Origin of the sequence: Brackiella oedipodis DSM 13743, from assembly GCF_000621025.1 — a bacterium.
GTDB classification, from domain to species: Bacteria; Pseudomonadota; Gammaproteobacteria; order Burkholderiales; family Burkholderiaceae_B; genus Oligella; species Oligella oedipodis.
On sequence record NZ_KK211205.1, the window covers coordinates 89231 to 105873 of the forward strand.

Consider the following 16643-nt stretch of genomic DNA (forward strand, 5'->3'; position numbering starts at 1 on the left):
GCTAGTGCAAGCGTTGGCTTGCAACTTATTTGTACATGAGCTTGGCTTTAAGCTTTACAATAACTCTTTACTAAAATTCCAAACGAGATTCATCTATGTTCAAGCGTATTCTGATTATCCTACTACTCGTCGTCATTGTGGTAGGCGGCTATTTATTCTTTTTTTCTGACTCCAAAACCAACGCCCCACAAAGCAAAAATAGTCAGGTGTTGTTAGAGGCTCAACCCCAAAAAACAGCCGAAGCAGAAGAAGCATCCAACAGTACTGTGCCTGTCATCGATGGCAATGCGCCAACCGTCGCTGCCATGAGTCATGTGGCGCCACCGCAAGTGGCCGGTCTTACATGGCTCTTGTTGGATGCCGATAGCAATCAGGTTATCGCCGAACAAAACGGCAATCAACGCGTTGAACCTGCGTCTTTAACCAAGCTGATGACCACGGCCTTGGTTTTTGAAGCTCTCCAAAAAGGTCAAATCAGTCTTGATCAAATGGTGACTGTGTCTCCAGAAGCACGTGCTCAAGAAGGTTCACGCATGTTTATTGAGGTCAATACTCAAGTCAGCGTTGAGCAATTGATCAATGGTATGTTGGTGCAATCAGGCAATGATGCCACCGTGCAATTAGCGCAAGTGGTGGGCGGCAGCATCCCTAATTTTGTACAAAAGATGAACCAAAAAGCGCAAGCCTGGGGTCTTAGCAATTCACACTTTGATGATCCTGCAGGTATGCCTTCAGAGGGTACTTATATTTCTACGCACGATATTGCTGTGGTGGCGTTGCATTTGATCAAAGACTACCCTGAGTACTATCACTTTTTTGGTGTCAAAGAATACACCTACGCCAAAATTAGACAGCCAAACCGCAATGGCTTACTGAACCGAGGCACCGGCGTTGATGGCATGAAAACGGGCCATACCAAGTCAGCAGGCTACAATTTATTAGCTAGTGCCAAACAAGGGGATCGCCGCCTCATCTCGGTCGTCATTGGTACCAAGAGCTTCAGAGAGCGTGAAAATGCTAACCAAGCCTTATTAAATTGGGGCTTCTCACAATTTGCCATCAAGTCCCTCGCGAAAGCCGGCCAGCCCTTAACCGAGAGCCGTGTATGGGAAGGCAAAAGCAAAAAAGTCGCCTTAGGTTCTCTAAATGACGTTGCCGTTACTGTGCCACGAGGCCAAGAAAATAACGTTCAAGCCATCACCCAGTTTGATAGCAATAGGTTAGTGGCCCCTTTAGCAAAAAACCAAGCGGTGGGCTCAGTGCAATTTCTCTTAAATAATCAAGTCATCAAACAAGACACTCTTGTGACCCTCAACGCGGTCGAGCGCGCTGGCTTCTTTGGTCGTATGTGGGATAAGTTGATGAGCTTGTTTAATTAGACTCTCCCGTAGGGCAAAGCAGCTGCGGTTTGCACCTGCGCCCTGTTTTTATAAGGTTATAGAAGTAATGATAGATATTTCTCATGGCGATTCATTGGTATACCTCAATGGTGAGTATTTGCCGCTAGCCGAAGCCAAAATTTCCGTACTTGATCGCGGTTTTATTTTTGGTGACGGTATTTATGAAGTCGTGCCGGTCTATAACGGCAAACCGTTTCGCTTTGATCAACATGTGGCACGTTTGCAGCGTAGTTTAGCGGCCATTGGCCTCGAAACTGGCAAATCGGCCGAGGATTGGATAGCCTTAATGTCGGCTATGATTGAGCGCTCGCCGTGGCCTTATCATATGGTGTATTTACAAGTCACACGCGGTGTAGCCAAGCGTGACCATGGGTTTCCTAATCCACCCGTAGCGCCAACGATCTTTATGATGAATACGCCTTTTCAGCGTCCTAGCGCTGAAAAACTTGCCAAAGGTTTATCTACCATTGCTATGGATGATTTGCGTTGGTTGCATTGCGATATTAAGACGACCTCATTGTTGGGCAATGTCTTGGCCAAGCAATACGCGCTCAGCAAAGGCGTGGATGATGTAATCATGTTCCGTAATGGCTTTTTGAGCGAAGCGTCTTCTTCTAATATTTGGTTAGTCAAGGATGGTAAAGTGGCCGCACCACTACGCAATAACCTGATTCTTGAGGGCGTGCGTTATGGCTTTATTGAACAGCTCTGCCAAGAAGAAGGGATTGCCTTTGAATCTCGCAATATCACCGAAGACGAAATTGCCGAGGCCGATGAAATCTTGATTACGGCAGCGACCAAAGAAGTGCAGGCCATTACCAGCTTTAATGGTCAGCCTGTCGGTGATGGCAAACCGGGGCCTGTGTTCTGGACCCTACGCAAGGCTTATGATCGCGTCTTGGAGCAACTCTAATGGCACAAACCCCCCACGACATTCCTCCTGAAGAGTCATTAATTGAGTACCCCTGCTATTTTCCTATTAAAGTGATGGGGCATAATGAGCCACATTTGGCTCAGCACCTAACCGAGATTGTGCGTGAGTTTGTGCCTGATTTTGATCCCGATACGATTGTTATCCGCCCCAGTAGCAAGGGCAATTATGTGGGCTTGACCTTTACGGTGTATGTCACGTCCAGAGAGCAATTAGATACGATTTATCGTTCGTTGCACGCCCATCATTTGGTTAAAGTCGTCCTCTAATGACAACAACGATCAAAACGCTGCCAGGACTTCAGCCCTACGAGGCCACCTGGCAGGCCATGCGAGACTTTACTGAGCAACGTGATGCGCACACCTCCAATCAGATTTGGGTCTTGCAGCACGAAGCTGTTTATACCTTGGGTCAAGCCGGTAAGCCTGAGCATATCCTCAATCCAGGACAAATCCCGATTGTCCATTGCAATCGAGGGGGTCAGGTTACTTATCATGGTCCAGGTCAGGTGGTGATCTATCCACTCATCGATCTACATCGGGCGAACATGTTCGTCAAAGAATATGTTAATACCCTAGAAGAGGTCATTATTCAGACCCTTGCGCATTTTGGTATAGAGAATGCCTGCCGCAAAGTCAAAGCCCCTGGGGTGTATGTGCCTATGGCAGATATTCCTGGTGATGGCCTGGCCAAAATCGCTGCCCTTGGGGTGAAAGTCACTAAAGGCTGCACGTACCATGGCTTAGCAATCAATGTTGATATGGATCTACAGCCTTTTTATGGTATTAATCCATGTGGCTACGCAGGCTTGCGCACCATCGATATGCGCACGTTAGGGATTGTGGTGGATCCTTCTTTAGTGGCGGCTTATGCCGCCAAACTCCTACAAACGGCGTTTCCCAGCGAGTAATCAGCGATCATTAGAGGCTCACGGATTTGCTCGTTTCCTGCCCATTGCATTGTATTTATCAGCTCTTTCAGATAAGCTTTTTAGTAATAGACTAGTGGTTACCACACGCTAGTCGCTCTAACGACAATCCAAGCGTTTGTTGTGCAATGCAAGTGCAAAATCTGATTTTGTCCTACAATTTAAACTTGCTTGTATCGCAAATACGATTCTTACAACAATTTCTAAGGGACAACTTATGAGCGAACTAAAAGACTTACGAAAGTTTTACATTAATGGTCAATGGGTCGAATCCAGCAATGGCAAAGACCTTGAGGTGATCAATCCATCCACCGAAGAAAGCATTGCGGTCATCACCTTGGGTAGCACCGAAGATGCCGACAAGGCCGTCGCCGCCGCTAAAGCCGCCTTGCCTAAATGGTCCGCTACGGAGCCACAAGAGCGCTTAGCGTTTGTCAAAAAAATCTATGACGCCTATAAACAACGTGTGGGTGATGTTGCCGAAGCCGTGAGTGCCGAGATGGGTGCCCCGATCAAACTGGCAAATACCGCCCAAGCGCCAGTCGGCCTCAAACACATGGAAAATTTCATCAACGCCTTTGAGGGCTTCAAGTTCGTAGAACCACTTAACGACAAAACCGATGACACCGTCGTCGCTTGGGAGCCTGTAGGCGTAGTCGCCGCTATCACACCATGGAACTGGCCGCTGAACCAAATCTTCCTAAAAATTATCCCGGCGATTCTTGCGGGTGATACGGTGGTGCTTAAGCCGAGCGAGATTGCTCCAATCAACGCCATGATCGTGGCCGAGGTCATTGATCAGGCTGGTCTGCCAGCTGGTGTTTTCAATCTGGTCAATGGTGATGGTGCCGGTGTGGGTTCTCGCTTAACGAGTCATCCAGACGTCGCCATGGTGTCATTTACGGGTTCGACACGTGCTGGTCGTCAAATCACCAAGAGTGCCGCCGACACCATCAAAAAAGTCGAGCTTGAATTAGGCGGTAAAGGTGCGAATTTAGTCTTTGCCGATGCGGGTGAAGAAGCTGTCAAACGCAGCGTCATTCACTGCTTCAATAACTCTGGACAGTCATGTAATGCGCCAACCCGTATGTTGGTTGAACGTTCTTTCTATGACAAAGCCATCGAAATTGCCAAACAAGTGGCTGAGCAAACTCAAGTCGACGACGCTGCCAAAGAAGGCAACCACATTGGTCCCGTCGTTTCAGAGCAACAATGGCAAAAAATCCAAGATCTCATCCAAAAAGGTATCGATGAGGGCGCGCGCTTAGTTATTGGCGGTACTGGCAAACCAGAAGGCAAGGACAAAGGCTACTTTGTGCGTCCTACCGTGTTTGCGGACGTTAATAATGACATGACGATTGCTCGCCAAGAAATCTTTGGCCCAGTCCTTTCTATTATTCCATTTGACTCAGAAGAAGAGGCCGTACAAATTGCCAACGATACGGTGTATGGTTTAACCAATTACATCCAAACTCGTGATGTCGATCGTCGCCGTCGCCTCTCTCGTGCTGTGCAATCCGGTATGGTAGAAACCAACGGTAAATCACGCGCTGATGGCTCCGCTTTTGGGGGTATCAAGGAATCTGGTCATGCCCGCGAAGGGGGTATTTATGGCCTCAAGAGCTTCATGAACAGCAAATTCATTTCTGGCTGGTCAGAGGCCTCTAACACCTAATTGCCTCAATGCTTTAGTACTCAACCTTGAGTGCTAAGGTTGGCGCTCAAGGGGCTGTGTGAAGCAGCCCCTTAGTGCCGCTAAGGTATTCTAGTCTGAGCCTCCAACGGGGTTTTAGCTAAAGAACCGTGACTTTAGCGTTACAATAGAAGGCAATCTTAGTAATTATTTAATGACAACTCAAAGGTTATCGCAGTGAACACTGAAACAGCCCCTATTGCTAAAGACACTCAATACGACGCCACCAAAAAACAAAAATCCTACGATAAGGTCTCTCGTATTCCAATTAAGGTCATCCAAACCGAAAAACTCAAAAAGCCTGATTGGATTCGTGTCAAAGCGGCTCCTGTCAATTCTCAGTTCAAAAAAATCAAAGAGATTTTACGTGCCAATAATATGGTGACCGTCTGTGAAGAAGCGTCTTGTCCAAATATTGGCGAGTGTTTCGGTAAAGGGACCGCCACTTTCATGATTATGGGTGACAAATGTACACGTCGTTGCCCGTTCTGTGATGTCGGCCACGGCCGTCCAGATCCACTCGACGAAAACGAACCACGTAATCTTGCTAAATCCATTGCCGCGATGGGCTTACGTTATGTGGTGGTAACCTCCGTCGATCGTGATGATTTGCGCGATGGTGGTGCCATGCATTTTGTCAATTGTATTAACGAGATTCGTGAGCGTTCATACTTCACACAGGTCGAAGTGTTGGTGCCTGACTTTAGGGGGCGTCTCGAAAAAGCCCTCAAGATCTTTGCCGAAGGCTTACCGGATGTCATGAACCATAACCTGGAAACTGTGCCACGTCTCTACAAACAAGCGCGTCCAGGGGCTAATTATGAGCATTCGCTTAAATTGCTCAAGGACTTCAAAGCCATGTATCCAGACGTACCCACCAAATCAGGTCTAATGGTCGGTTTGGGAGAGTCTGACGAAGAAATTCTAGAAGTCATGCGCGATATGCGTGCGCACGACATTGATATGTTGACGATTGGTCAATATTTACAACCCTCAGCTCACCACTTGCCAGTACAACGCTATGTAACGCCAGAGACCTTCAAAATGTTTGAGCAAAAGGCCTACGACATGGGCTTTACTCACGCGGCTGTGGGTGCCATGGTGCGTTCTTCTTATCATGCCGATGAACAAGCACATCAAGCGGGTTTAGCGCAATCGGCCTAGGCTTTTTTGGCTTTAACTTCACGCACTACTACTTATCACTAGTCGTCACCTCGACAAACCAAAAAACCAGTAATCACGGATTACTGGTTTTTTTGCTTCTACAACGAATATACTGAGGCAATAACTATTAGCCATCGCAAGGAGACAATATGAACGCCGCTAGCCAATCTCTAATTCAAGCATTTGGTATTCAATATCCCATTATTCAAGCGCCGATGACAGGCACTACGACGCCAGAATTGGCGCTAGCCGTCCATCGGGCGGGGGCCCTGGGTAGCCTGGGCTTGGGCGCACTCAATCAAGCGGCCTGCCAGAAGCAATTACAAGTGCTGCAAGCGCAGGGAGTGAGGACAGTTAATCTAAACTTTTTTTGTCACCAAGACCCTGTTCGAGATGACGCCAAAGAGCAAGCATGGTTGGCATTTTTAGCTCCTTACTACGAGCAGGCAGGTGGCCAAGTACCGAAGCAACTCAACTGCATTTATGAGAGCTTTAATAGTTGTGACTGGCAGTTAGAGTTATTGTTGGAATTTAAACCTACTGTAGCGAGTTTTCATTTTGGTTTGCCCAATGAGCAGGCGATTAAGCGCCTGCATGAGGCTGGGATTCTATTGGTGGCTTGCGCCACAAACCTAGAAGAAGCCCTGCAAGCACAAGCCGCTGGCATGGATTATGTAGTGGCGCAAGGCTACGAGGCCGGTGGTCATCGTGGTGTCTTTAATCCGCAACAGGACGATTGTATGGGCACGCTGGCACTGGTCGAAACCCTAGTGCGCCATTGCAAATTGCCCATTATTGCTGCTGGAGGCATTATGACTGGAGACAGTATCCAGGCCGTGCTGCAATTAGGGGCCGCCGCGGTACAAATGGGTACAGCGTTTGTGGCGTGTCCAGAAAGCAATGCCAACGACGCTTACAGAAAGGCACTTAACAGTGCGGCGGCTCAACATACTGTAGTGACTGAGATGATTTCTGGGCGGCCTGCTCGCGGTATCCCGAATACGCTGACCCAGCTTGCAGCACAAGCACCGACTTTGCCCGGTTACCCCTGCGTGTATGATGCCAGTAAACAGCTAAACGCCCTTGCCAGCCAGCAGGGTGTGCATGACTATGGAGCGTTTTGGGCCGGACAAGGTGCAGCGCAGGTACGTACTTTGCCCGCCACAGAATTAGTGCAACAATTAGTGCAAGAAGCCGGTTGGTAATCAATAAAATTATATATAAGCATTCTAATCAAGCCGTTTTTTCAAAATAATTGATAAGGCCGCCGAACGCATTGGCGGCCTATTGTTTTTATTAGCCACTAAACTCCCTTCATCTGCGCTTTTCTAATGAATTATTGGGTGTATTCACAGGAATTAGTATCTTTCCTCTTATCAATAACCCGTATTGTTTTTTTGTTTACATCAGGCTACAAATAGAAACGTTTGAGACAATCGAACAGAACCGTCAAGGAAAGATAATATGGAAACATTTGAAAGTATTGTGAATTCAGTCAACGGCGCTGTCTGGGGACCGTGGATGTTAGGTCTGCTGGTTGGCACCGGTATTTTATTAACCATCCGCCTTGCCTTTATGCAAATTTGGATGTTGCCTTACGCCCTCAAGTTGGCATTTTTTCCACATCCCAAAAAAGACGATGGCACCGATCATGAGGGCGATGTATCGCATTTTGCTGCCTTGATGACGGCCTTATCGGCCACGATTGGTACCGGTAATATTGCGGGGGTGGCGACGGCCATTGTGGTTGGCGGCCCAGGCGCTATTTTCTGGATGTGGTTAAGTGCTTTTTTTGGGATGGCGACCAAATATGCAGAGGGTGTGTTAGCGGTCAAATACCGCACCACCAACTCCAAAGGGGAGATGTCTGGTGGCCCAATGTACTACCTTCAAAACGGCATCAAGAACAAAAGCATCGGTCGTATCCTCGGTATTTTATTCGCCATTTTCGCGATTGTCGCTTCCTTTGGTATTGGTAGTTCTGTGCAGTCTAACTCAATGGCCCAAGCCATGGCCCAAAGCTGGAACGTACAAACCTGGGTGACGGGCGCTGTCGTGGCCGTGTTGACCGCCATTGTGGTGATCGGTGGCATCAAAAGTATCTCAACAGCGGCTTCCTTCATTGTGCCTGTCATGGCCGTTGTTTATGTGGTGGGCGGTATTGTGATCATTATTGTCAATGGTGATTTATTCGTTCCGGCGATTCGCACTATCTTCCATGACGCTTTCACAGGTCAGGCGGTGGCGGGCGGCGCCATCTTTACGGTGATTCGCTATGGTGTGGCTCGTGGCGTATTCTCAAATGAGGCAGGTATGGGTTCGGCGCCAATTGCCGCCGCGGCTGCCAAAACCGACCACCCTGTGCGTCAAGCCTTGGTGTCCATGACGGGTACCTTTTTAGACACAATTTGCGTGTGTTCCATTACGGGTATTGTGTTGGTGATGGCTCTCAATAGCAGTTCCACCTCAGAAATTGGCGATTTATCCGGTGCGGCATTGACGGCGTTTGCTTTTGATGAACTATTGCCTATGGGTGGACGTCATCTCATCACCTTTGGTTTGATTTTCTTTGCCTACTCTACCATTTTGGGTTGGGCTTATTACGGTGAAAAATGTGTCGCCTACTTGTTTGGCGAAAAAGGCATTTTGCCTTATCGAGTGGTTTATATCATCACCGTATATTTGGGCGCCGTTGTGAGTTTGGATCTGGTGTGGAATCTCTCCGATACCTTCAACGGTTTGATGGCGGTGCCTAACTTGATCGGCTTGCTGGTCTTGTCAGGTGTTGTGGTCAAAGAAACCCGTGACTTCCGCGCTCGACGCAAATCAGGTGAGCTTCCTTAATACAACCACTTAAATAGGGGGACAGTGCTGCGGCACTGGAACACAAAAGGGGAAAAGGGTAAATGCCAGCAACTGTGCATTTACCCTTTTTTAATGGCAACTAGTCCTTGCCTCATTGACTAGGCGGGTGACTCGGAGGAGCACCTGCGACCGATGAAGTGTCTAGCTGATGCTTATCGATGCTTAGAAAAAAGCCTTGAGAACTTTAGGGAGGCTTACAGAAATTTAGAAGCGCTTATTAATCATGTTTGATTTGTTTGAAGCCTTCAGGGATGGGACGAACCGTCAGAATTTGCTCGCTTCGACCAAAAGGTCCGTGTGTATCGTGCAAAACTGAGCTGGTTAAACCAATACCGTCTGGGCCAAATTGTTGTGTGGTTTCGAGACCCAGCCAATGACCTTGAGGCGCTCTAAATAAATGGATTTGTAGATCGACATTTGGGAACATCCATTTGAATTCACCCAAGGGTTCGCGGGTCACAATGCCATTAGAAGTGTCGACCATGCCCATGAGACGACAAAAATCGCTGGTGGGTTCGCCCTTGACCATATCTAATGAGTTGCTGAGCCAGACAATCCCAGCGCCGTTGCGACTCTCTGGTGATTTTTTGGCGGTGACAGAGCGTATATACCCACCTTGCCAGGTGCGCATGCCAGTCCAAGTAGGGAAGGCTTCTGGGCTTGGAATCGGTTGGTCTTCTAGACCCATGACTGATGAGCTATCAGTGGTCACCATGCGCCAGGTATAGGCCACAATACAGGTTCGATTTTTGGCCTTAAGCTCTGATTTGAGTAATTGTATGGTGCGGCCAGGCCGCTCTATTTGTGTGGTTACGGTAAATTCATCGAGGTAAATCATGCCCCAAATATCGAGACTCACGCGACCGATGCGAAGGTGATCCTGTGGCTGAAATATGTCTAACTCATGACAAATAATGCCGGTTGCTGGCGCCATATGCTGTTCTGTCTCTTGCCAAGCCCCTTGGGCATGAAGAGTAGGTTGATAGGTGGCCACCACGGCACCATTAGACAAGGTTTGACGATCTTTGAGTTCGTAGTAAGCGTCTGTCATAGCGTAAAATCACTGGAATTTGCGGGAAAATAGATCGATTTGTAAACAAATTGCGTCTGAGGGTTATAACTAGGTGCACAGCTCTTACAATTTAGTTACTATTATTTACACTTGTTATAGCGTAAATGCTGATCTACAGCAATCGGGTTAAACCTTAGTTTGTTGCCCATCACTGATTGCCCTAAATGTGCCTTGTCATCGAGCATAAGCAATTCTAAATTTTAATGAGCGCCTAACAAGACACATCAACATAATATTGGAACACAATATGAAATCTAATAACTCTTCACCTTTGGTGTTATTTTTGGCGACGGGCTTAATGTTATTTGCCTTGTTTTTTGGCGCCGGTAACTTGATTTTCCCAGCGTTGATGGGGCAACAAGCCGGCCAAAACGTCAGCTCAGCCGTGCTCGGCTTTGTTATCACTGGAGCGGGATTGCCATTATTAGGGGTCGCTGTCATTGGTTTCTCCAAGGTCCGTGACGTGCGCGTGTTGGCTTCCCGCTTTCATCCCGTCTATGGCGTTTTATTTGCTAGCGCCCTTTATCTGAGTATCGGGCCTCTGTTTGCAACGCCGCGTACGGCGACTGTAGCCTACGAGATGGGCGTCAAACCGATTCTTATCAATGTCGGTATTGGTCATGAAGCCGAGCACTCAGCGGCTTATTTATTGATCTTTTCCATCGTTTTCTTTGCAATTGCTTGCTGGTTCTCCCTAAGTCCAAGCAAATTGATTGATCGCATCGGTAAGATCCTGACGCCAGTCCTATTAATATGTATTATCGCGCTCGTGGTGACCACCTTAGTTTCTCCGATGGGCAGCCTCCAAGAAGCCACTAAGAGCTATAGTGCGACGCCTTGGGTCACGGGGTTCCTAGAGGGTTACAACACCATGGACGGCCTGGCCGCCTTAGTGTTTGCTATTATTGTGATTGGCGCCTTACGTGAAGCCGGCCTCAAAGAGACCTCCTCACTTATGCGCTTTACGATGGGCGCAGGCGTCATTGCTGCTGTAATTCTAGGGCTTGTTTATGCTGCTGTGGCTTATATGGGGGCCAATAGTGTCGCCGAGCTCGGCATGCTAGACAATGGTGCCGATGTCCTTGCCAAGATCACATATTATTATTGGGGCACCTACGGTAATGTCTTATTATTTGTGATTATTTTATTGGCGTGCTTGAGTACCGCTATTGGTTTGATCACGGCGAATGCTGAGTTCTTCCATCGCTTATTACCGCAAATGTCTTATCGTAATTATGTGTTCTTATTTACGCTTATTTCTTGCGCTTTTGCCAATTACGGTTTGTCAGGCATTATTAGCTTATCCATTCCGGTACTAATGTTATTGTATCCGCTCTCGATTGTTTTGATTATTTTGGCTTTCTTTAATAAAGTCTTTGGAGGTCGCCGCGCGGTCTATGTGTGCTCTTTGAGTCTGACGCTCGTGGTCGGTTTACTCGATGCCTACAAAGCCGCATTAGCCGAGAATCCAGATGCCTTTGCCGCCAGTATTGACCAATGGTTACCATGGTATGGCATCGGTTTAGGATGGATTGTGCCTGCCGCTGTGGGTTTTGTGCTTGGCTTGGCATTGAGCACGATCTTTCCACAACGTATACAGGCCTAGTACCTTAACATTCGCGTAGTTCTAGACGAGTCAATGGCCGTTATCGTTAATTTCATTCAGCGATAACGGCATTTTTATTGTTGTTGACGATAAGGTTTGGCGGCGAGACTCAGTATCAAATATTGCAGTATGAGGAATGGCACGATCAACCAGATAGCATTGAGTAGCTGCACCCAGAAAACCTCACTCAACCATTCGCCCCATGGCATGATCCAAAAATCGACATTGAGCAGCCAGGTAGCCAGTAGCATGAGCACTAAAACAGCGGTGAGCAGCCACAGGATACGTTTGGCCTGTGCAAAACCAGTGCGATAAAAGCACCACATAAAGCCCAATACGATCACCGGTAAGAACACAATCAGGGCACTCGCAAAACCATGGACACTAGCATTACCGAAATAGGTCGCTCTCACAGGTTGAATAATAAACAGATAAAAGGGGCTAAAAAGCGTCATCACCCTAAGAAATTGTTTGAAGGCGCAGGCCTGTGCCACAAAAAAGCACACGGCACTCATGACTAAAAATGGTGGGATTAAGACCATAAAGCCCACCATCATAAAGCGCCATAAGGTGCCGACACTCAATTGAGTGCCTGTGACGGCGGTAACACCGCCACTAAAATAAATCAAAGCGGCATAGCCCAAAAATAACAACAAAAATGTTACAAAATAGGCAAGAAAACATTTCCAGTAAGGCAGATGAAGAGGCGTCATAGTAGTTTTTGTCTTTTAACGGAGGTGTTTGAAAGTATGGAAAAGTGTGCAGTTTATAGGCTACCGCTGAGCTCGATGATGACCAGTTCGGCACGTGTTCCTATTCTGAATGGTAAGCCCCAAAGGCCTAACCCTGCAGAGACGATGAGTTGTGAGCCTTTAATAAAGTAGTGCCCATACGTGTATTTCTGAAAAAGCGGCAATAGAGCCGTCCCCGGAAATAATTGACCATTATGCGTATGACCGGCCAAGATGAGATCAGCGCCTTGTTGTGCAATGGCTTTGGCGCCTTCGGGTTGATGATCCAACACCACTACCGGCAGCAGCGCGTGCTTAATGCAGTCTTTGGCGGCCAAGCGCGTTTCGGCCAAATCCTTGCGGCCTGTTAACAGCATTTCACCCTGAATATTAATGGTTTCATCGCGTAAACACACAAAACCGGCGGCTTCGATATCTTTTTGAAAAAGCGTTTGCTGACCTTGATAGACATCGTGGTTGCCTAAAATGGCATATTTTCCCAAGGGGGCTTGCACCTGGCGGAGCGCTTTGGCCATATGGCGACGTTCATACACCCGCGAGGTGTCGGCCATAAAATCACCACCATGCAAGATTAAATCAGGGCTTTCGGCTTGGATGGCTTTTTGGAGCCATTTAATGTGTCGATGCCCAATTAAATAGCCAAAATGCGTGTCACTCAAAAACGCAATATGCACGGCTTGCGGCATGGGTTTTTGTAATTTGATTGAATAACGCACGATTTTGGGGCAGTAGGCGCTCCACAAACCGTAGGCGACAAGTACCAGCATAAAGACAGGTATAAAAAAGCGTACGGCGCTTTCAGCCGTAGCCTTGTCCGTGAGCCAGCTAAACATAGTCGCTAAGGTGGCGCCCAGTAAGGTAAATAAACTGCCATAAAAAATGGCCACCATAAAACTAATCAATAATTTAAAACGCCAATGCCGCGGTAACTTAAACAAAGCCAATAAAAATCCATCGGCTAATACGAAGCAGGTGACCAAGAAATAACCCGCGTGTAGCTGTGGAAAAAAACCGCGGCCATATTCATACAAGCCCCAGGCGCTGAGCATAATAAATAATTGGCTCAGGCAGAGCATGACAATCAATAACAAAATTCGTTTCATAGGCTAAATTATAAAAGCAAGTACCTATTTTGCGGGCGTGGTCTATAACATCAAACCATTCTGCTAAGGCTCAGTTTGAAAAGCCTTACCACCTCCTTTAAACTACAAAGAGTAGCAGTAACAAAAGCTAACGATCGGAGAGCAATATGGCTGAAGAAAATTATGAACTACCTAAAGTATGGCAATGGGAGCAGGGCAATGGCGGTAAATTTGCCAACATTAATCGCCCTACGGCAGGCGCTCGCTTTGAGAAGCAATTACCCGTCGGTAAGCATCCTCTGCAACTGTACTCCTTAGCAACGCCAAATGGTCAAAAAGTAACGATCATGCTCGAAGAGTTGTTGGCGTTGGGGGTGCAAGAGGCGGAATACGATGCCTGGCTGATCAAAATCGATGGTGAGCAATTCGGTTCGGGGTTTGTAGATATTAACCCAAACTCCAAAATCCCCGCTATGCTTGACCGCAGTGATGAAACGCCAGTGCGTGTGTTTGAATCTGGCGCTATCCTCTTGTATTTAGCAGACAAATTCAAGCAATTGATTCCAACTGATCATGCTAAGCGCACCGAGTGTTTAAATTGGTTATTTTGGCAAATGGCGGCGGCGCCCTTGCTAGGTGGTGGTTTTGGTCATTTCTTTGCCTATGCGCCAGAGCATTTTAAATATCCTATTGACCGCTATACCATGGAAGTCAAACGACAATTAGACGTGCTCGATCAGCAACTCGGTAAGCATCCGTACTTGGCTGGGACCGAATACAGTATCGCCGATATTGCTTGTTTCCCGTGGTATGGTGCCTTGGCACTGAACCAAATCTACGAGGGAGCCGCGACCTTTTTAAATATTGGTTCTTATGCCAATTTAGGTCGCTGGGCCAAACAAATTGCGCAACGGCCAGCGGTGATCAGAGGCCGAATGGTCAATAATCTCAATGCCCCTGAAGGCAAGCAATTAGCTGAGCGTCACTCGGCCTCGGATTTTGATGCACTGCTCAAATAAGCGCATAATATAAAATAATATAAAGCTACACGCCTGTGGCATATCTGAAGCGTCACAGGCGTTTTAGTACATTTGTCAGCACGGCTTAACACCGTCTTACAGCCATTCAAGGAAAAACATGTTAATTCAGGATGTTCTCAATAAACCCGGTAAAAACGTTTTTTTTGTCAATCTTAAGATCCGCCCCGATATCGAGGTCGAAAAAGCCCTGGAGGCGTTTCGTGACTTCTGTGGCAATCTGACTGAAATTAACAATAGTATTAAATTGCGCTTTGATAAGGACGAATTCAAAAGCTCAGTGGCACTGAGTCGGCATTGTTGGGATATGTTTTTTCCCAATACTACACCGCCAAAAGAATTAGTGACCTTTGAACCTATCCAGGGGCCACGCTTTACTGCGCCAGCCACAGAGGGTGATATTTTTGTACACTTGCGTGCTCGCAATACCGATATTTGTTATGAAGCCCTCAAACAATATATGGTTTTTTTAGGTGATATTACTGAGTCCGTCTATGAAATTCATGGTTTTGGCTACCAAGACGGACGCAGTATTATTGGCTTTGTCGATGGTACGGCCAACCCCCAAGATGATGATGCCTGTGAGGCGGCTTTGATTGGTGATGAGGATCCTGATTACAAAAACGGTAGTTATATGTTTACCCAAAAATACCTGCATGATATGCAAGGTTGGGAGACCTTAAGCGTTGAGCAACAAGAAGAAATCATCGGTCGCCATAAGTTTAATGACATGCAACTTACTAACAAAAAACCGAGTGCTCACGTCGAAATTTCCAAGGCTTATGACGATGAGGGCAATGAACTAGACATCTTGCGTGCCAATGTGATTTTTGCCGAACCCTCCAAAAACCAATACGGGACTTTTTTCATTTCTTATTCCAAGCACTTTTCCACCGTTCACCAAATGCTACGACATATGTTTCAGGGCAATGATAAAGCGAGCCACGACAAATTATTGGAATACAGCACGGCAGTGACCGGAACCTTGTTTTTTGTACCAAGTAAAGAGACACTGGGAGCAATGGCTGACGGTAGCATTGATTAAGGCGGCGGCTGGCTAGTGGCGTTACAGCGCCTATAGGCTTGAAAATCAAGGTTTCAGACTTACATACTTTGTATCTGAAATAAATACTGACTATGAATTTAATATTGGATTGCGTATGAAATATGTTGATTTTTATGAGGTCCTAGGCGTACCTCGGGATGCCTCAGAAGCCGATATTAAAAAAGCCTATCGTAACTTGGCCCATAAATATCACCCCGATGTCTCCAAAGAGCCTGATGCCGAAGAAAAGTTCAAAAAGGTCGCCGAGGCTTATGCCACCCTTAAAGACCCCGAAAAAAGAGCTGCCTATGACAATCTAGGTCAGCATGCCGAGGGTGAGGATTTTGTGCCACCGCATCAATGGCAGCAATTTTATAAAAGCTCTCAAGGCGGTTTTGAGGATGTGGACCTGGCAGATATTTTTGCCGCTTTTGGGGGTGGTCGCCAAGGTAGTTTTAGCAGCCATTCTGGATTTAGACAAGCCCCACAACGCGGTGAAACCTTTGAATTTGAATTGCCGATTACGCTGGAGCAAGCTTATCACGGCGCGAGCACCGAATTTACGGTGCAGATTCCATCCTATGATGAGCAGGGTATGCCCAAACGCCAACAAAAAACCTTCCAAGTCAAAATCCCTAAAGGCGCCGCAGACGGCCAACGTTTACGCTTAGCAGGTAAAGGGGGTGAGGGCTTACATGGTGCACCCGCTGGCGATTTGTTTGTGATTTTGCGTATGCAAAAGCATCCGCACTACAAAGTCGATGGTTTAAATCTCACGATGAAAGTGCCGCTTAGCCCATGGGAAGCCACGCTAGGTACGACCGTACAAGTGCCTACCCTAGGCGGCCGAGTAGAGGTGAATATCCCATCGGGTACCACAGCGGGTCGTAAGATGCGTTTGGCCAAACGCGGTATGCCTTCTGTCAAAGGTCAACAAGGCGATCTTATCCTAGAAATTAGCATCCAGGTCTCTGCCAAACTCAGCGACAAAGAAAAAGAATTAATGCAGCAATTGGCACAAGTCTCAGACTTTGACCCCCGCAAATCTTATTTCGCAGGAGTATAACA

15 protein-coding genes are annotated in these 16643 nt (G+C 47.2%); 12 read left to right on the forward strand and 3 right to left on the reverse strand.

What is annotated here, in order from left to right; all coding sequences use genetic code 11:
- Nucleotides 1-95: 95 nt before the first annotated feature.
- The 8 genes from Q335_RS0103745 (at nucleotide 96) to Q335_RS0103780 (ending at nucleotide 8960) form a co-directional block, all read left to right on the forward strand.
- Complete coding sequence (locus Q335_RS0103745; RefSeq protein WP_028357489.1) at nucleotides 96-1379, forward strand: D-alanyl-D-alanine carboxypeptidase family protein; 1284 nt, start codon at nucleotides 96-98, stop codon at nucleotides 1377-1379.
- Between the two features lie 67 nt (nucleotides 1380-1446).
- Nucleotides 1447-2313, forward strand: a complete 867-nt coding sequence (locus Q335_RS0103750; RefSeq protein ID WP_028357490.1) for a D-amino acid aminotransferase — start codon at nucleotides 1447-1449, stop codon at nucleotides 2311-2313.
- Complete coding sequence (locus Q335_RS0103755) at nucleotides 2313-2600, forward strand: HP0495 family protein (protein WP_028357491.1); 288 nt, start codon at nucleotides 2313-2315, stop codon at nucleotides 2598-2600. The genes Q335_RS0103750 and Q335_RS0103755 overlap by 1 nt, the downstream gene beginning before the upstream one ends.
- The gene (gene lipB, locus Q335_RS09140; protein WP_051532278.1) at nucleotides 2600-3241 is read left to right on the forward strand and encodes a lipoyl(octanoyl) transferase LipB; all 642 of its coding nucleotides are present in this window, start codon (nucleotides 2600-2602) and stop codon (nucleotides 3239-3241) included. The genes Q335_RS0103755 and lipB overlap by 1 nt, the downstream gene beginning before the upstream one ends.
- Before the next feature lie 235 nt (nucleotides 3242-3476).
- On the forward strand, nucleotides 3477-4934 hold the full coding sequence (locus Q335_RS0103765) for an aldehyde dehydrogenase family protein (protein ID WP_028357492.1): 1458 nt from the start codon (nucleotides 3477-3479) through the stop codon (nucleotides 4932-4934).
- A 195-nt stretch (nucleotides 4935-5129) separates the two neighbouring features.
- Nucleotides 5130-6116, forward strand: coding sequence for a lipoyl synthase (lipA, locus tag Q335_RS0103770; protein WP_425393506.1), 987 nt, complete (start codon nucleotides 5130-5132; stop codon nucleotides 6114-6116).
- A 149-nt stretch (nucleotides 6117-6265) separates the two neighbouring features.
- The gene (locus tag Q335_RS0103775) at nucleotides 6266-7321 is read left to right on the forward strand and encodes an NAD(P)H-dependent flavin oxidoreductase (protein WP_051532279.1); all 1056 of its coding nucleotides are present in this window, start codon (nucleotides 6266-6268) and stop codon (nucleotides 7319-7321) included.
- 259 nt (nucleotides 7322-7580) lie between these two features.
- Complete coding sequence (locus Q335_RS0103780) at nucleotides 7581-8960, forward strand: alanine/glycine:cation symporter family protein (RefSeq protein WP_028357495.1); 1380 nt, start codon at nucleotides 7581-7583, stop codon at nucleotides 8958-8960.
- 238 nt (nucleotides 8961-9198) lie between these two features.
- Here Q335_RS0103780 and Q335_RS0103785 read toward each other — a convergent pair whose 3' ends face one another.
- The gene (locus Q335_RS0103785) at nucleotides 9199-10032 is read right to left on the reverse strand and encodes a thioesterase family protein (RefSeq protein ID WP_028357496.1); all 834 of its coding nucleotides are present in this window, start codon (nucleotides 10030-10032) and stop codon (nucleotides 9199-9201) included.
- Between the two features lie 268 nt (nucleotides 10033-10300).
- Here Q335_RS0103785 and brnQ point away from each other — a divergent pair, with 268 nt between their 5' ends.
- A complete protein-coding gene (gene brnQ / locus Q335_RS0103790) occupies nucleotides 10301-11659 on the forward strand; it encodes a branched-chain amino acid transport system II carrier protein (RefSeq protein WP_051532280.1) in 1359 nt (452 codons plus the stop codon).
- Between the two features lie 74 nt (nucleotides 11660-11733).
- On the opposite strand, the gene Q335_RS0103795 is transcribed toward brnQ, so the two are convergent.
- Together Q335_RS0103795 and Q335_RS0103800 are read right to left on the reverse strand one after the other, a co-directional pair.
- Nucleotides 11734-12372, reverse strand: coding sequence for a hypothetical protein (locus Q335_RS0103795; protein WP_028357498.1), 639 nt, complete (start codon nucleotides 12370-12372; stop codon nucleotides 11734-11736).
- 53 nt (nucleotides 12373-12425) lie between these two features.
- On the reverse strand, nucleotides 12426-13514 hold the full coding sequence (locus Q335_RS0103800) for a metallophosphoesterase (RefSeq protein WP_028357499.1): 1089 nt from the start codon (nucleotides 13512-13514) through the stop codon (nucleotides 12426-12428).
- A gap of 146 nt (nucleotides 13515-13660) precedes the next feature.
- Between Q335_RS0103800 and yghU the strand changes: the two genes are divergently transcribed.
- The 3 genes from yghU to Q335_RS0103815 all read left to right on the forward strand — a co-directional run bounded on the left by yghU (nucleotide 13661) and on the right by Q335_RS0103815 (nucleotide 16641).
- Nucleotides 13661-14512, forward strand: coding sequence for a glutathione-dependent disulfide-bond oxidoreductase (yghU, locus tag Q335_RS0103805; protein ID WP_028357500.1), 852 nt, complete (start codon nucleotides 13661-13663; stop codon nucleotides 14510-14512).
- 118 nt (nucleotides 14513-14630) lie between these two features.
- Nucleotides 14631-15575, forward strand: coding sequence for a Dyp-type peroxidase (locus tag Q335_RS0103810; RefSeq protein WP_028357501.1), 945 nt, complete (start codon nucleotides 14631-14633; stop codon nucleotides 15573-15575).
- 115 nt (nucleotides 15576-15690) lie between these two features.
- Nucleotides 15691-16641, forward strand: coding sequence for a DnaJ C-terminal domain-containing protein (locus Q335_RS0103815; protein ID WP_028357502.1), 951 nt, complete (start codon nucleotides 15691-15693; stop codon nucleotides 16639-16641).
- Nucleotides 16642-16643: the final 2 nt, after the last annotated feature.

Bases quoted from the DNA above. Each gene is read 5' to 3' on its own strand.
- Q335_RS0103745 (WP_028357489.1), top strand. From the start codon at position 96: ATGTTCAAGCGTATTCTGATTATCCTACTACTCGTCGTCATTGTGGTA.
- Q335_RS0103750 (WP_028357490.1), top strand. From the start codon at position 1,447: ATGATAGATATTTCTCATGGCGATTCATTGGTATACCTCAATGGTGAG.
- Q335_RS0103755 (WP_028357491.1), top strand. From the start codon at position 2,313: ATGGCACAAACCCCCCACGACATTCCTCCTGAAGAGTCATTAATTGAG.
- lipB (WP_051532278.1), top strand. From the start codon at position 2,600: ATGACAACAACGATCAAAACGCTGCCAGGACTTCAGCCCTACGAGGCC.
- Q335_RS0103765 (WP_028357492.1), top strand. From the start codon at position 3,477: ATGAGCGAACTAAAAGACTTACGAAAGTTTTACATTAATGGTCAATGG.
- Q335_RS0103775 (WP_051532279.1), top strand. From the start codon at position 6,266: ATGAACGCCGCTAGCCAATCTCTAATTCAAGCATTTGGTATTCAATAT.
- Q335_RS0103780 (WP_028357495.1), top strand. From the start codon at position 7,581: ATGGAAACATTTGAAAGTATTGTGAATTCAGTCAACGGCGCTGTCTGG.
- Q335_RS0103785 (WP_028357496.1), bottom strand. From the start codon at position 10,032: ATGACAGACGCTTACTACGAACTCAAAGATCGTCAAACCTTGTCTAAT.
- brnQ (WP_051532280.1), top strand. From the start codon at position 10,301: ATGAAATCTAATAACTCTTCACCTTTGGTGTTATTTTTGGCGACGGGC.
- Q335_RS0103795 (WP_028357498.1), bottom strand. From the start codon at position 12,372: ATGACGCCTCTTCATCTGCCTTACTGGAAATGTTTTCTTGCCTATTTT.
- Q335_RS0103800 (WP_028357499.1), bottom strand. From the start codon at position 13,514: ATGAAACGAATTTTGTTATTGATTGTCATGCTCTGCCTGAGCCAATTA.
- yghU (WP_028357500.1), top strand. From the start codon at position 13,661: ATGGCTGAAGAAAATTATGAACTACCTAAAGTATGGCAATGGGAGCAG.
- Q335_RS0103810 (WP_028357501.1), top strand. From the start codon at position 14,631: ATGTTAATTCAGGATGTTCTCAATAAACCCGGTAAAAACGTTTTTTTT.
- Q335_RS0103815 (WP_028357502.1), top strand. From the start codon at position 15,691: ATGAAATATGTTGATTTTTATGAGGTCCTAGGCGTACCTCGGGATGCC.